The organism is Thalassospira sp. CA1 (assembly GCF_059052855.1).
In genome coordinates this window covers 1-13,198 of sequence record NZ_JBZCIA010000015.1, presented here as the reverse complement: position 1 = coordinate 13,198, position 13,198 = coordinate 1, and the positions used below count along the sequence as shown (strand labels likewise).

The following is a 13,198-nucleotide window of genomic DNA, read 5'->3' as shown; positions in this document are numbered from 1 at the left end:
TGCCATCAGGATATCTCGATTGACGATATTGATTTTACATATTCCGTCATTTACTTTTCCGGTCATGCCAAGCACGCATCATCGATTTGTCTTTGTCCTGTTTGACGGATTTTCCAATCTGGTTCTGGCCAGTGCGCTGGAACCGTTACGCGCGGCCGCAGGTCTGCCAAACGGGCCGGAGATCAGCTGGGACATCTGCACGATCGATGGATCCCCGGCGACAAGTTCAAGTGATCTTGTCATCACGCCGAAGGCCGCCCTTAATGCCATCCCTGACCCGACACATATCGATTATCTGGTGGTGATTTCGGGTTATGACATGCGCCATCATTTGTCTTCGCGCACCCGTGCCCGCCTGCAAAATGCTGCGCAACATGCGCGCACGGTGATTGGTGTCGATACTGCCGCCTGGTTGCTGGCGTCGTGCAATATGTTGGTGGGCAAAACGGCAACCATCCATTGGCAGGAACTTGATCAGTTCCGTGAACAGTTCCCCGATGTCACCGTATTGACTGATCGCTTTGTCGAAGACGGCAAAATGATCACATCCGGGGGGGCCGCAACCGTCATGGAAATGATGCTGCACATTCTTGCGCGGCAATATGGGCCGGCGGTTGCCTTTGATGTCAGCAATCTGTTTGTCTATGACGCCCGCCATCAGCGGCACGGCGACCCCAATATATCTGGACGCGGCGCAGACCGATTGCATGGGCCGGGCGCGGATCATGTCAGGCGGGCGGTTGCCGAAATGATCGCCCATATCGAAACGCCGGTTGCGCTGAAATCCATTGCGATCCATGCGGGATGTTCGCTACGCAGTCTGGATCGCGCCTTTCAGGACAATTTGCAGATGGCACCGGGTAAATATTATCAAATGCTGCGTCTTGGCCGGGCCCGTGATCTGGCCCGCTCAACCAACATGAAGCTTGCCGACATCGCCCTTCAGACCGGGTTCAAAAGCCACGCGGCACTCAGCCGGGCCTATGCGCAGGCCTTTGGCGCAACCTTGCGCGCGATGCGGAGCAAACGTCGACCTGCCGCCGCCATTGGCACATAACAGACCACGTTACAGCCGGATTGACTCAACACTGTCCTTCAAAAGCCGCGCACTTTTTTCAAGGCCGTCACGCTCCGTGCTGACAAGCTCAGGCATCAGATCCGTCTCGATCCCTTGCGCGCCGACCACGCGGGGAATGGACAGGGCAACATCCTTGACCCCGACAATCTCGGGTGTGACGCACGATACGGTCAGAACGTCATGCTGATCCTGAGCAATCGCCTTGATGATCCGCGCCAACCCGGCCCCGATCCCGTAATAGGTCGCCCCTTTGCCCTTGATGATTTTATAGGCTGCATTGCGCACACCATCATCAATGGTGGCACGCACATGCTCTGTAATCGGGGATCCGACCTGGGCGGCAATATCGGCCAGTGAAAGCGATCCCACCTTGGCGTTCGACCACGCCAAGACTTCGCTGTCGCCATGTTCGCCAAGGACATAGGCATGAACCGATTGCGGCGAAATGCCCAGATGCCGCCCCAAAAGGCTTCGGAAACGGGCCGTATCAAGGATCGTCCCCGAACCGATCACGCGGTTGGCAGGCAGCCCGGATATCCGTTGCGTGATCTGCGTCATGATATCGACCGGGTTCGATGCAATCAGGAGAATTGCGTCAGGCGCCACCGCAAGAACATTACCAACGACGTCCTTGAAAACGGCGGCGTTTCTTTCCAGCAAAGCCAGCCTGCTTTCGCCGGGTTTCTGACTGACCCCGGCGGCAAGGATGATCACCGATGCCCCGGCAAGCCCGACATAGTCAGCTGCCTCGACAATTGTCGAGGATAGGAACGGCACTGCGTGCGCAATGTCTTCGGCTTGGGCGACGGCCAGATCATGGTTCTGATCGACCAGAACCACCGAACTTGCGAGTCCCATGACGGCAAGCGCATAGCCCGCCGAACTTCCGACCATTCCGGCCCCGACAATGCCGACTTTCATCACCCGAATCCCCAATTTTCAAGGTCTGTTGTCATGATGATGCCATTGCGGCCGATTGACGTCAAAAAAAGCGAGGAAAACTGCTGTTGCACATTGAAATTTCTCCAGACAAAGGCCACCTAGCCGGTATCGTGTGCCCGACAATGATAACTGCGTCGCAAAACTACTGCCCAATTGACTTATGCTTTCTCCCTTAGCGACCTCATTTAGAAATAGATTTTCTGATCGCTCACTCTTTACCGTGGGCGTGCCAAAGAGCAGGTTACCTGCCGGCGGAGTAGAGGGAGACTTTGGGTGCAACTGACGGCCCGCAAACCGGCACGTACATTGTACGTGATACCATGTTCGTATTCGCTTTTGGGTGCGAATACCAATCGTGCCAACCACCATGGTGTTGCGGCAAACGGTTTCCTGCGTTCGGCACCATCACATTTTGTGCGGACGCAAAACTGTCAGTTACCTCGGCTATACCAACTTTCTCGCGCGCAGATAGCCACTGAAGACGTCCAGGAAATAAGCCCGAGGCCGGAAACAACCGGTTTCAATTGTCTGTACACCGACGAATGTGATCGGTGATATGCTTACGCCCTGATGCAAACGGCTAGCCATGCACAGGATTCCATCCAGATACCATTGAGAGAAGCCGAGGTATCCGACCATGCATTCTTCTGACATTCAAAAACTCGTCGCCCGCCGCCAGACATTCAAAAGCCTTGAAGCGCCGTTCTACAGCGATCAGGACATTCTGGATCTGGATATGGAAGTGATCTTTGGCCAGCACTGGATCTTTGTTGGCGTAGAGCCGGAACTGCCGGAGCCGGGCGATTGCATCACGGTTGAGATCGGCGGGGCGTCGATCCTGATCCTGCGTGGCGACGATATGGGCATTCGTGCCTTCCATAACGTTTGCCGTCACCGCGGCGCCAAACTGATCGACGAACGCCAGACCACAATTGGCAATATCGTCTGCCGCTATCATGGTTGGACCTACAACGAGGACGGCGACCTCATCCTTGCGGAACACATGGGCTCCGACTTTGACAAAAGCTGCCATGGTCTTAAAACCGTCCATGTTCGCTCCATCGCTGGCCTGATCTTTATCTGCCTTGCCAAGGATGCACCGGCCGATATCGAAGAAATGGCCAAGGTCATGGAGCCGTATATCGCGCCGCATGACCTTGCAAACTGTAAAGTCGCCCACGTTTCCGAACTGATCGAGGAAGGAAACTGGAAGCTGACCATGGAAAACAACCGCGAGTGCTATCACTGCGAAGGCAACCATCCGCAGTTGACCGTACCACTGTCAGAATTCGGTTTCGGTTTCTCGCCTGATGAACTTGATCAGCGCCGCTCCGAAGACGTTGCGAAATACACTCAGACCATCGCCAATGATCATGCGCGCTGGGAAGCCTGCGGTCTGCCGTCTGCCGAACAGGATCAGTTGTCGAGCGTGACCGGTTTCCGCACCATGCGCCTGCCGCTGATGCGTGAAGGGGAATCACACACCCTTGATACAAAATCGGCATCCAAGAAACTGCTTGGCGATTTCACCGATGCCAAACTTGGCGGGCTCAGCTTCTGGACACATCCGAACTCCTGGCACCACTTCATGGCTGACCATGTCGTGACCTTCTCTGTCCTGCCGCTGGCCCCGAACAAAACGCTGGTCCGGACCACCTGGCTGGTTCACAAGGACGCGCATGAGAATGAGGATTACACGCTTGATAACCTCACCCATGTGTGGAACATGACCAACCAGCAGGATGCAGACCTTGTGCGCCTTGCCCAGATTGGCAGCGAACAGCCTGCATACGAACCGGGCCCCTATTCCAAGTTTACCGAACCGCATGTCGAAGCATTCTGTGACTGGTATATCAAGCGTCTGGAAGATCACTTCGCAACGACCAAAGCCGGGATTGCCGCAGAATGACCGACAAGAATACCACCGACAGCAACAAGGGCGACCAAGCCCCGGTCGAAGAAATTCTGACCGAAGTTACCCGGGTCCCGCTTTGGGACCCGGAAAACGACGACGTCCTTGTTTGCCGTCAGGTGCGTCAGGAAACGCACGACGTTAAGACCTTTGTCTTTTCCGCACGTGAACCGCGCGCGTTTCGTTTCTACCCTGGCCAGTTCATGACGTTCGAACTGCCGGTCGATGGCATGATTACCCGTTGTTACACGATCTCGGCTTCGGCAGCGCGTCCATACCGTCTTGAAATTACGGTCAAACGGGTTCCGGGTGGTCCGGGGTCGAACTGGCTGCATGACAACATGCTTCCGGGTAAGGAAATCAACGTTTCCGGTCCGGGCGGCGAATTCACCGCAGACGCCACGGGCGAAGAAAAGCTGTTGTTCATTTCGGCTGGTAGCGGCATCACCCCGATGATGTCGATGACACGTACCGCCTGTGACCTGTCCGAACCGACCGATCTTCATTTCGTTCATGCGGCACGTACGCCGTCTGATCTGATTTTCCGTGATGAACTTGCCCTGCTGGCTGCACAGAACCCGACCCTGAAGGTGGCACTGACGTGCGACAGCGCGTCTGCCAGCCATCAATGGACCGGTTATACCGGCCGCCTGAGCTTGCCGATGCTTTCGCTGATGTCGCCCGACTTCAAGGACCGCAAGGTATTTTGCTGTGGCCCTGCCCGCTTCATGGAGGGTGTGCGTCACATGCTCGAAGAAGCTGGCTTCGACATGGGCAAATACTACGAAGAAAGCTTTGACTTCGGTGCTGAAACCGCGGGCACGTTCGAAGAACACGCCTCCGTCGCACCGGAGATCAGCGAACAAACCTTCCGCGTCAGTTTCAGCAAGACCGGCCACGTGGTTGAGTGCAGCCCGGGCATGACCATTCTGTCGGCCGCCAAGGAAGCCGGCCTGATGCCGATGTCATCCTGTCAGCGTGGCATTTGCGGCACCTGCAAATCCAAACTGGTGTCCGGTGAGGTCGACATGAACCATGGTGGCGGTATCCGTCAGCGCGAAATTGATCAGGGCAAGATCCTGATTTGCTGCTCGACCCCGCTTTCCGATGTCGAGGTTGAGATGTAATATCTCTGCGATCTTAAGCGCATCCCTTAAAACGCCCTGCTTACCATCACAGTAAGCAGGGCGTTTTCGTTTCTTATGCGCCAGCCTCAAGCTGCGGTGCGTCTTCCACCATCGCACTTGTGGCCAGTGAATCCGGGATCGGGCGGCGCAGGGCCTGTGGCGTACAGCCATAACGACGGCGGAACATCCGGCTAAGATGCGAAGAATCACAAAAGCCGCAATCAACCGCAATCTGGGCGACAGACTTGTCGCTTTTTTCGATCAGGTGCTGGGCCAGATCAAGCCGGATATTAAGGAACGCCACCTGGGGCGATGTATCCAAGGCCATCCTGAAATGCCGTTCGATCTGGCGTTTGCTGTTGCCCATGCGACGCGCAATTTCCTGCACGGAAATCGGCATATCGATATTTTGCTGCATGATCAAAAGCGCGCGCTGCACGATCTGGTCCTGCGTCTTCAAATCAAGTGGAATGCCCGGCTGTGGCTTTTCCGCCTGAAGCGCATCATCAATGATCATGATGTGCAGGCTTTTGTTCGCCTGTGCGCGCCCGACATGCTTATCGACCAGATAGGCCGCCAGATGTGCTGAGCTAACCCCGCCCGAACAGGTCAACCGGTCACGGTCGACCACAAAAATCTGCTCGGTAACCGGATCAAGTCCTTCGAACTGCTCGACCACCTCGGAATGATGGAACCAACTGACGCAGCAACGATACCCGTCAAGAAGCCCGGCCTCATGTAGCATAAAGACCCCGGTGCAAACACCGACAAGCGGCACCCCGGCCTCGGCCGCCTCATGCAGGAATTTCTGATAGGCGGGGCTCAGCTTTTCGGCGTCATCCATCAGCCCGCCAACAACCACGATATAATTGAAGCGCCGTGGATCGCCCAAGCGTTCCTTGGGCTGCACCGCGATCCCGCTACTTGATGTGATCGGGTCCATCGTGTCGGACAGAACCGTCCATTTACACAGGATCGGACGACTGCGATCACCTTCGTCTGCGGCAAGGCGCAAGACATCGACAAAGTTGGCAAAGGCGCACAACGTAAAGCGTTTTGCGAGGATAAAACCGACGGTTAAACGCGGTGCAGTCTGGGCACGTGCTTCAGGCTTCTTGAGCATCGGTTCCTCCGATACAGACAAGGTTACCGGCTTTGTCGTAGCGGTAATCTCACTTTGACGCAAACATTCTATTTTTTGGCGCAAAAAGTCGCCAGATTACTTTTCATGATACCGAAGGGTATGTCGGCTAAGCAAGAGAAACACAGGGTCACGGCAGAATCAACAATCGGATTGCGATCAAGATGCCAAAATCGGCAAACAGTACATTCGCGCCCCGAAACGATCGCCAGAAACCTGTCCAGATTGCCCCGACCCCGGAAACTCGGCATCCAGAATTGCACCACGCTCAATATCGCCTCCGGTAGTGTCGCATCGCGTAACGCTTCCAGTCTTTGAAACTTACATCGGGTTGCTGCAATAGGCACCCACACCGGACCAAAAACTTGTTTGATCCGGATTTCGTCAGAGAGGGAAATGATGAAGGTTCTCGTACCGGTCAAACGGGTCGTAGACTACAACGTGAAGATCCGCGTCAAGGCGGATGGCTCCGGTGTCGACCTTGCCAATGTCAAAATGTCGATGAACCCCTTCGACGAGATCGCGGTCGAAGAAGCCATTCGCCTCAAGGAATCCGGTCAGGCTGACGAAATCGTCGCCGTTTCGATTGGTCCGGCACAGGCACAGGAAACCCTGCGCACCGCCCTTGCCATGGGTGCTGATCGCGCCATCCTGGTCACGGTTGATGGTCCGGTTGAGCCGCTTGACGTCGCGAAAATCCTCAAAGGTGTTGTGAACGCCGAGGAACCCGGCCTTGTCATTCTGGGCAAACAGGCGATTGACGACGATGCCAACCAGACCGGCCAGATGCTTTCGGCCCTGCTTGGCTGGTCACAGGCAACTTTCGCCTCCAAGCTGGAGCTCTCCGCTGATCATGCAAAAGTCACGCGCGAGGTGGATGGTGGCCTTCAGGCCATCAGTGTGCGCCTGCCGGCAGTTGTCACCGCCGACCTTCGCCTGAACGAGCCGCGCTATGCGTCGCTTCCCAATATCATGAAGGCAAAGAAAAAGCCGCTCGATAGCAAAACCGCCGCTGACTTTGGCGTTACCGTTGCCCCGCGTCTGCGCCTGATCCGGGTTGAAGAACCCGCAACGCGCAAGGCGGGCATCAAGGTTGCCGATGTTGCCGAACTCACCGACAAACTCAAGAATGAAGCTGGCGTCATCTGACCCAGGCGGAGATTGAAATCATGGCTATTCTTCTTTTTGCCGAACACGATAACGCCACCCTGTCCGAACAGACCGCAAAGACCCTGAGTGCCGCAACCCAGATCGGCGGCGACATTGACATTCTCGTCGCGGGCTCGGGCATTGGTGCGGTTGCCGACCAGGCATCCAAACTTGCCGGTATTCGAAGCGTATTGGTCGCTGACAACAATGCACTGGCAAACCATCTTGCCGAAAACGCCGCTGATCTGATCGTTTCACTTGCTGGCGATTACGACACCATCGTCGCCGCCGCAACCGCCAATGGCAAAAACATCCTGCCGCGTGTTGCGGCCCTGCTCGATGTCATGCAGGTGTCCGAGGTGATGGAAGTTGTCGATGCCGATACCTTCAAACGCCCGATCTATGCGGGCAATGCCATCGAAGTGGTGCAAAGCACAGACGCCAAGAAAGTGCTGACCATCCGCACCTCAAGCTTTGGCGCAGCCGCGGCTGGCGAAAGCACTGCCGAAATCAAGCCGGTTGATGCTGGAAGTGCGAATAGCGGAAAATCTTCCTTCCTTGAAAACATTCTATCGGAAAATGATCGGCCGGAACTGGGATCTGCCAAGATTATTGTTTCCGGTGGCCGTGCCCTTGGTTCGGAAGACAAGTTCAAATCTGTCATCACACCATTGGCCGACAAACTTGGCGCTGCCGTTGGCGCGTCGCGTGCAGCTGTCGATGCGGGCTATGCCCCAAATGACCTTCAGGTTGGTCAGACGGGTAAAGTCGTCGCCCCCGACCTATATATCGCATGTGGTATTTCCGGCGCGATCCAGCATCTGGCGGGTATGAAGGATTCCAAGATCATCGTTGCCATCAATACCGATGAAGAAGCCCCGATTTTTCAGGTCGCAGATTACGGCATTGTCGGTGATCTGTTTGAAATCCTGCCGCAGCTGGAAAACCAGCTTTAACATTCAACACGAGACATCAAGACGGAACCAAACCAGTGAATGATACCTCTTATATCCTTCGTGTTGCCTGTGATGATCAGCCGGGCATCGTTGCGACCGTTACCTCTGCTCTGGCCACGCGCGGTGCCAATATTGCCGAGTCCAACCAGTTCTGGGACCGCCACACCAATAAGTTCTTCCTGCGTGTTGCGATCATCACACCGGCAGATATCGACAAGGAAGCTGTTGCGCTGTCGCTGAACCCGGCGGTGGATCGCTTTAACCTCAAGCTCAAGATTGATGAAGTTGCACGCCGTCCGAGAATCATCATCATGGTTTCGAAATTCGACCATGCGATGCTGCACCTTCTTTACCAAATCAAGGTGGGCTGGCTCGACGCCGAAGTTGCGGCCATCGTTTCGAACCATGAAGATGCCCGCAAGGTTGCCGATCAGGAAGGCATTCCCTTCTACCAATGGCCGGTGAACAAGGAAAACAAGGCTGAACAGGAAGCCAAGCTTGCAGACCTGATCAAGGAAACCAAGTCTGAACTGGTGGTCCTTGCGCGCTACATGCAGGTCCTGACCAACGAGCTTTCCAGCCAGTTCTATGGCATGATCATCAACATTCACCACTCGTTCCTACCAAGCTTCAAGGGGGCAAAGCCCTATCATCAGGCTTACGAGCGCGGGGTGAAACTGATCGGGGCGACGGCACACTATGTCACGCCGGATCTCGATGAAGGCCCGATCATTGAACAGGAAACCGAACGCGTGAACCACGCGATGTCCGCAGACGATTTCGTCGCGGCTGGTCGCGATATTGAATCCCGGGTTCTCGCCCGCGCCGTAAAATACCATCTTGAAGGCAGGGTGATGCTTAACGATCACCGAACGGTTGTCTTCACTTTGTAGTAAACTTCGCAAAGGGGCCGGCTTTGACCGGTCCCTGACGCGTTTTCGCCATGCCGAGCACTGACAAACATCTCGGAAAGAAGGATTGAGAGAAATGAGCGCATTTCCAAGCAAGGCCAAAGTCGTCATCGTCGGTCTCGGGGGTATTGTTGGTTCCTCGGTGGCGCATCACCTGATCGAAAACGGCTGGGATGATATTGTCGGCATCGACAAATCGGGCATTCCGACCGATATCGGCTCGACGGCCCACGCATCCGACTTCTGCTATGCCACCAGCCATGATCAGCTGACCACCTGGACCACCATGTATTCCATGAACTTCTATGAAAAGATGGGCCATTACGCGCGCATCGGCGGTCTGGAAGTCGCACGTGTCGGTGACCATGAACGCATGGGCGAACTCAAACGCCGCGTTGACTCCGGCAAGGCATTTGGCACCAACGTCAAAATCATCTCTGCCGCTGAAGCCAAGGAAAAATTCCCGCTTCTCGAAGAAGACCAGATCATGGGTGCGATGTGGGACCCGGATGCCGGTCTTGTTATTCCGCGCTCCCAAACCGTTGCTGGCAAACTGATCGATCAGGGCGTTGCATCCGGCAAGCTCAAGATCTTTTCCAACACCTCGGCCCTTGAACTGATTACCGAAGATGGCCGCATCAAGGGTGTGGTTACAGAACGCGGTACGATCCATGCCGATTATGTTGTTGTCTGTGCCGGTCTCTGGGGCCGTCTGATTGCGGAAATGGCCGGCGAAGACCTTCCCGTCATGCCGGTTGACCATCCGCTTACCTTCTTCGGGCCGTACAACCAGTTCGAAGGCACCGGTGTTGAAATCGGTTATCCGCTTCTGCGTGACCAGGGCAACTCGGCCTATATGCGCGACACCGGCGATCCCAAAAGCACTGAGGGTGGCCAGATCGAATGGGGTTACTATTACGAAGAAAACCCGCGTCTGGTCCATCCGCGCGACATCCTTGAAAAGGATCAGGCTCGCCTGTCCCCGTCGCAGCGCGACCTTGAGCTTGAAGACGTCATGGAACCGCTTGAACGCGCCATGGAACTGACCCCGATCCTGACCGAGCTTGGCTTTAACGAAAGCCACTCGTTCAACGGCCTGTTGCAGTCCTCGGCCGACGGCGGCCCATCGATGGGTGAAAGCCAGAACCTGCGTGGCCTTTGGTATGCCGTTGGCATCTGGATTAAAGACGGGCCCGGCATGGGCAAACTGATTGCCGACTGGATGACCCATGGTCGCACGCACATTGACCACGCCTCGGTCGATTTCTCGCGCTTTAACAAGTTCCAGCTGAACGAACAGTATATCTTTGATCGTTGCTACGAAACGGCGAAAAAGATCTATAACCCGCCGGTCCACCCGCGCGAGCCATTCGCCAATGCCCGTGGTATTCGTCGTTCGCCGTTCTACGAACGCGAAGTCGAACTGGGCGGTTATTTCATGGAACTGGGCGGCTGGGAACGTGCACATGGCTATGCCGCCAACGAGCACCTTCTTGAAAAGTACGCCGACCGCGTTCCGGTCCGTGAACATGAATGGGACAACCGCCATTTCTGGCGCGTATCGAACGCAGAACAACTGGCCATGAGTGACGATTGCGGCATCATCAACCTGTCGCACTTCCACATGACCGACATTTCCGGCCCCGATCACGTCGAACTGATGGAATGGCTTTGTGCTGCAAAGATCGGTGGGGATGCCAATATCGGCAAGGGTATCTATACCCACATGCTTGATGACGAAGGCATGGTGCGCGCCGACTTCACCGTCTTCCGCATGGAAGACCGCTGCCGTCTGGTAAACGGTGCTGATGCCGGCCCCCGTGACCTGACCTATATGCGCCGTACCGCTCAGGACAAGGGTTGGGATGTCACGATCACCGATGTGACCGAAGATTACACGACGATCGGCATCTGGGGCCCGAACGCGCGAGAAAACCTTAAAAAGGTTGTCGAAGATCCCGAGGCGCTCAATGTGGAAAACTTCCCGTTTGCTGCCATCCGTCAGATCAAGATTGCCGGCAAGACCGTTTCGGCCTTCCGCATTTCCTATGTCGGTGAACAGGGCTGGGAACTTCACATGCGTTATGAAGACGGCCTGGCTGTCTGGGATGCGTTGCGCGGCATTGGCGTTCTGGCCGTCGGTGTTGAAACCTATGCCAACTCACGCCGCCTGGAAAAGTCACTGCGTTTGCAGAACGCAGACCTGCACACCCAGTACAACCTGCTGGAAGCCGACCTTGCCCGCCCGAAGGTCAAGGAAGCCGATTTCCGCGGCAAGGCAAAGCATGTTGAGTATCGCGAACGCGATCATCAACCAGCCATGCTCTGCACGCTGATCATGACCGATAATGTCGATGCCAATGGTGTTGCCCGTTATCCGGTCGGACGTCTGCCGGTGATGGATCCGGAGTCTGGCAAAACCCTGATTGATGAGTTGGGCCGTCGTTCCTACACCACCTCGATCGCCTTTGGCCCAAGCATCGGCAAAAACATCGCCCTTGCCTACCTGCCATGGGACTATTGCCAGGAAGGTCGCAAACTGACCGTGTCCTACATGGACGAGATCTATCCGGTCGAAGTTTACGGCATCGGCTACAAACCGATCTATGATCCGGAAAACCTCAAACCGCGCAGCTAAATCGCGTACGCGCGAACGAACATAAAAGGGCGGGGTAAATCCCGCCCTTTTTTCATATTCGAACCGATCAAGCCCTAACAACCGGCTGAACAGACCCCGGCGCTGTCGAATTCCATGGTCTTGCCACTCAGCGGAACATGGGCCGGAACACTCACTGCGTTGATAAAGGCCTCAGTCCGGGTACCGGAACGCACATTACCGCCATCGGTTGCCCATTCATTGGCGTGCGATGGAATAACCGATGCCGGCATGATCAGGTCATTGATGACATAGGCGGCTTCCGTCGGGCCGGTAGTGTAGGTATCACCGATATTCATCACCACAAGCTTCGCACCGTAATGGCCGCGCACCACAGCATCCTGTTCGGCCGTGATGCCGGTATCACCAGACAGATACACCGACAACCCGTTCGAGAATGTCAGGACATAACCGGTCGGCGGCCCTGCATACGCCGTTACCCCGGAAGATTTAAGCATCTCGCCCAACGGCCCACCAAGGAAGTCACCTGAAACGCCGTTGCTGTGCACAGCAGGAACCGTGGTGATACTCACGCCACCGACCATGCGCGAAGCTCCGAAACGCACCAGAACGGACTTGTCCGGATCACCCCCGATACTTTCAAGCTTGCGCCCCAGAATACCGGGCATTTCACTACCGGTTACGATCAGCGCATCCTTGGCATGTGCAATCTGAACCGTATTCGACACGGACCGGACATCAACCGGGAAGGATGGCTTGCCGCACTCGGTTGCATTCACCGCCTCGATATGACGATCACCAAGATGGTCGCCGTGCATATGGCTAAGCAATACCGCATCGATCTCGCCCAATCGCGCGTCCTCTGGACCCGCCACCGTTCGACCGGTGTCATACAGAATACGGGTACCATCCGGATCTTCGAAAATCATCGCCCGATCAAGCGGGCAGAACTCGCCATCAACCGCGCCAAGCGGCGTCACTTTAACAGTCTGGGCCTGCGCCGATGCACCGATGGCCAATGCTGCGGTAATCAGCCCCGCAGCAAATCCACCCCATTTTCCACGCGTCTTCATGATCTGTCCTCCACTGTTTCATCACATTGAGTTTTGATCCGCTGACTTTAATACGTGCAAATAGGGCATCGGATTTACTGCCCTGCACCCGACCGACACGATCCTAACATAATCCGCCTTGCAACCTGGAATTATTCAGGGACGACGGTGGTGGTGTAAGACTGTCTCTACGGGCAACAAAAAACCCTGCCACCGGAGGTGACAGGGTCTTTTTATTGGTTGCGGGGGCAGGATTAGTCTACGCCCTATGGGCTCCGCCAGCTCCGGCCAGAGGCCTACGCAAAGAACCTGC

General features: G+C 55.7%; 10 protein-coding genes. 7 read left to right on the top strand and 3 right to left on the bottom strand.

Features of this window, described 5'->3' with window-relative positions; all coding sequences use genetic code 11:
* Positions 1–19 precede the first annotated feature (19 nt).
* On the top strand, positions 20–1,057 hold the full coding sequence (locus AC5Q5A_RS19030; RefSeq protein WP_493896261.1) for a GlxA family transcriptional regulator: 1,038 nt from the start codon (positions 20–22) through the stop codon (positions 1,055–1,057).
* A 9-nt stretch (positions 1,058–1,066) separates the two neighbouring features.
* On the opposite strand, the gene AC5Q5A_RS19025 is transcribed toward AC5Q5A_RS19030, so the two are convergent.
* A complete protein-coding gene (locus tag AC5Q5A_RS19025; RefSeq protein WP_493896260.1) occupies positions 1,067–1,999 on the bottom strand; it encodes an L-lactate dehydrogenase in 933 nt (310 codons plus the stop codon).
* A 658-nt stretch (positions 2,000–2,657) separates the two neighbouring features.
* Between AC5Q5A_RS19025 and AC5Q5A_RS19020 the strand changes: the two genes are divergently transcribed.
* Complete coding sequence (locus AC5Q5A_RS19020) at positions 2,658–3,929, top strand: aromatic ring-hydroxylating oxygenase subunit alpha (RefSeq protein ID WP_493896259.1); 1,272 nt, start codon at positions 2,658–2,660, stop codon at positions 3,927–3,929.
* Positions 3,926–5,059, top strand: a complete 1,134-nt coding sequence (locus tag AC5Q5A_RS19015; protein ID WP_008889672.1) for an FAD-binding oxidoreductase — start codon at positions 3,926–3,928, stop codon at positions 5,057–5,059. The genes AC5Q5A_RS19020 and AC5Q5A_RS19015 overlap by 4 nt, the downstream gene beginning before the upstream one ends.
* 73 nt (positions 5,060–5,132) lie before the next feature.
* Here the strand turns inward: AC5Q5A_RS19015 and AC5Q5A_RS19010 are convergent, their stop codons facing one another.
* On the bottom strand, positions 5,133–6,182 hold the full coding sequence (locus AC5Q5A_RS19010; protein WP_063089291.1) for a GlxA family transcriptional regulator: 1,050 nt from the start codon (positions 6,180–6,182) through the stop codon (positions 5,133–5,135).
* A gap of 417 nt (positions 6,183–6,599) precedes the next feature.
* Here AC5Q5A_RS19010 and AC5Q5A_RS19005 point away from each other — a divergent pair, with 417 nt between their 5' ends.
* The 4 genes from AC5Q5A_RS19005 (at position 6,600) to AC5Q5A_RS18990 (ending at position 11,854) form a co-directional block, all read left to right on the top strand.
* Positions 6,600–7,349, top strand: coding sequence for an electron transfer flavoprotein subunit beta/FixA family protein (locus tag AC5Q5A_RS19005; protein ID WP_493896310.1), 750 nt, complete (start codon positions 6,600–6,602; stop codon positions 7,347–7,349).
* A 20-nt stretch (positions 7,350–7,369) separates the two neighbouring features.
* Positions 7,370–8,305 carry an electron transfer flavoprotein subunit alpha/FixB family protein gene (locus AC5Q5A_RS19000; protein WP_493896258.1) on the top strand — a complete coding sequence of 312 codons (936 nt, stop codon included), beginning with the start codon at positions 7,370–7,372 and terminating at the stop codon, positions 8,303–8,305.
* Positions 8,306–8,340: 35 nt separating this feature from the next.
* Positions 8,341–9,198 (top strand): formyltetrahydrofolate deformylase, encoded by an 858-nt coding sequence (purU, locus tag AC5Q5A_RS18995; RefSeq protein WP_493896257.1) that lies wholly within the window; start codon positions 8,341–8,343, stop codon positions 9,196–9,198.
* Between the two features lie 94 nt (positions 9,199–9,292).
* Positions 9,293–11,854, top strand: coding sequence for a GcvT family protein (locus tag AC5Q5A_RS18990; protein ID WP_493896256.1), 2,562 nt, complete (start codon positions 9,293–9,295; stop codon positions 11,852–11,854).
* Between the two features lie 74 nt (positions 11,855–11,928).
* Here AC5Q5A_RS18990 and AC5Q5A_RS18985 read toward each other — a convergent pair whose 3' ends face one another.
* Positions 11,929–12,906, bottom strand: coding sequence for an MBL fold metallo-hydrolase (locus tag AC5Q5A_RS18985; RefSeq protein WP_493896255.1), 978 nt, complete (start codon positions 12,904–12,906; stop codon positions 11,929–11,931).
* Positions 12,907–13,198: the final 292 nt, after the last annotated feature.